Raw genomic sequence first — 398 nt, forward strand, 5'->3', positions numbered from 1 at the left:
TTGGGACGAAGTCGTAACAAGGTAGCCGTACCGGAAGGTGCGGCTGGATCACCTCCTTTCTAAGGAGCACTTCTCACCGCTACGGCGGTCAGAGGGCCAGAACACCGGCGACTGTCCGGTGCTGGTTCGCTCATGGGTGGAACGTTGACTATTCGGCAGGTCTCTGGTCTGGGGCTGTTAGTACTGCACTTCGGTGCGTGGAACACAGGTCTCGGGTGCTGGGGTCCGGTCGGGCACGTTGTTGGGTCCTGAGGGCACGGCCGCAAGGTCTTGTCTTCGGTGCCGGCCCCATGCGCGATGGTCCTGTTGGGCTGTTGTGGTGGGTGGTTGGTCGTTGCTTGAGAACTGCACAGTGGACGCGAGCATCTGTGGCCAAGTTTTTAAGGGCGCACGGTGGA

At 60.8% G+C, this 398-nt stretch carries 1 rRNA gene; it reads left to right on the forward strand.

The features are described from left to right. Positions 1–59 (forward strand): 16S ribosomal RNA (locus IF29_RS0141230); the annotation flags it as partial. Positions 60–398: the final 339 nt, after the last annotated feature.

The organism is Streptacidiphilus jeojiense (genome assembly GCF_000719095.1).
GTDB classification, from domain to species: domain Bacteria; phylum Actinomycetota; class Actinomycetes; order Streptomycetales; family Streptomycetaceae; genus Streptacidiphilus; species Streptacidiphilus jeojiensis.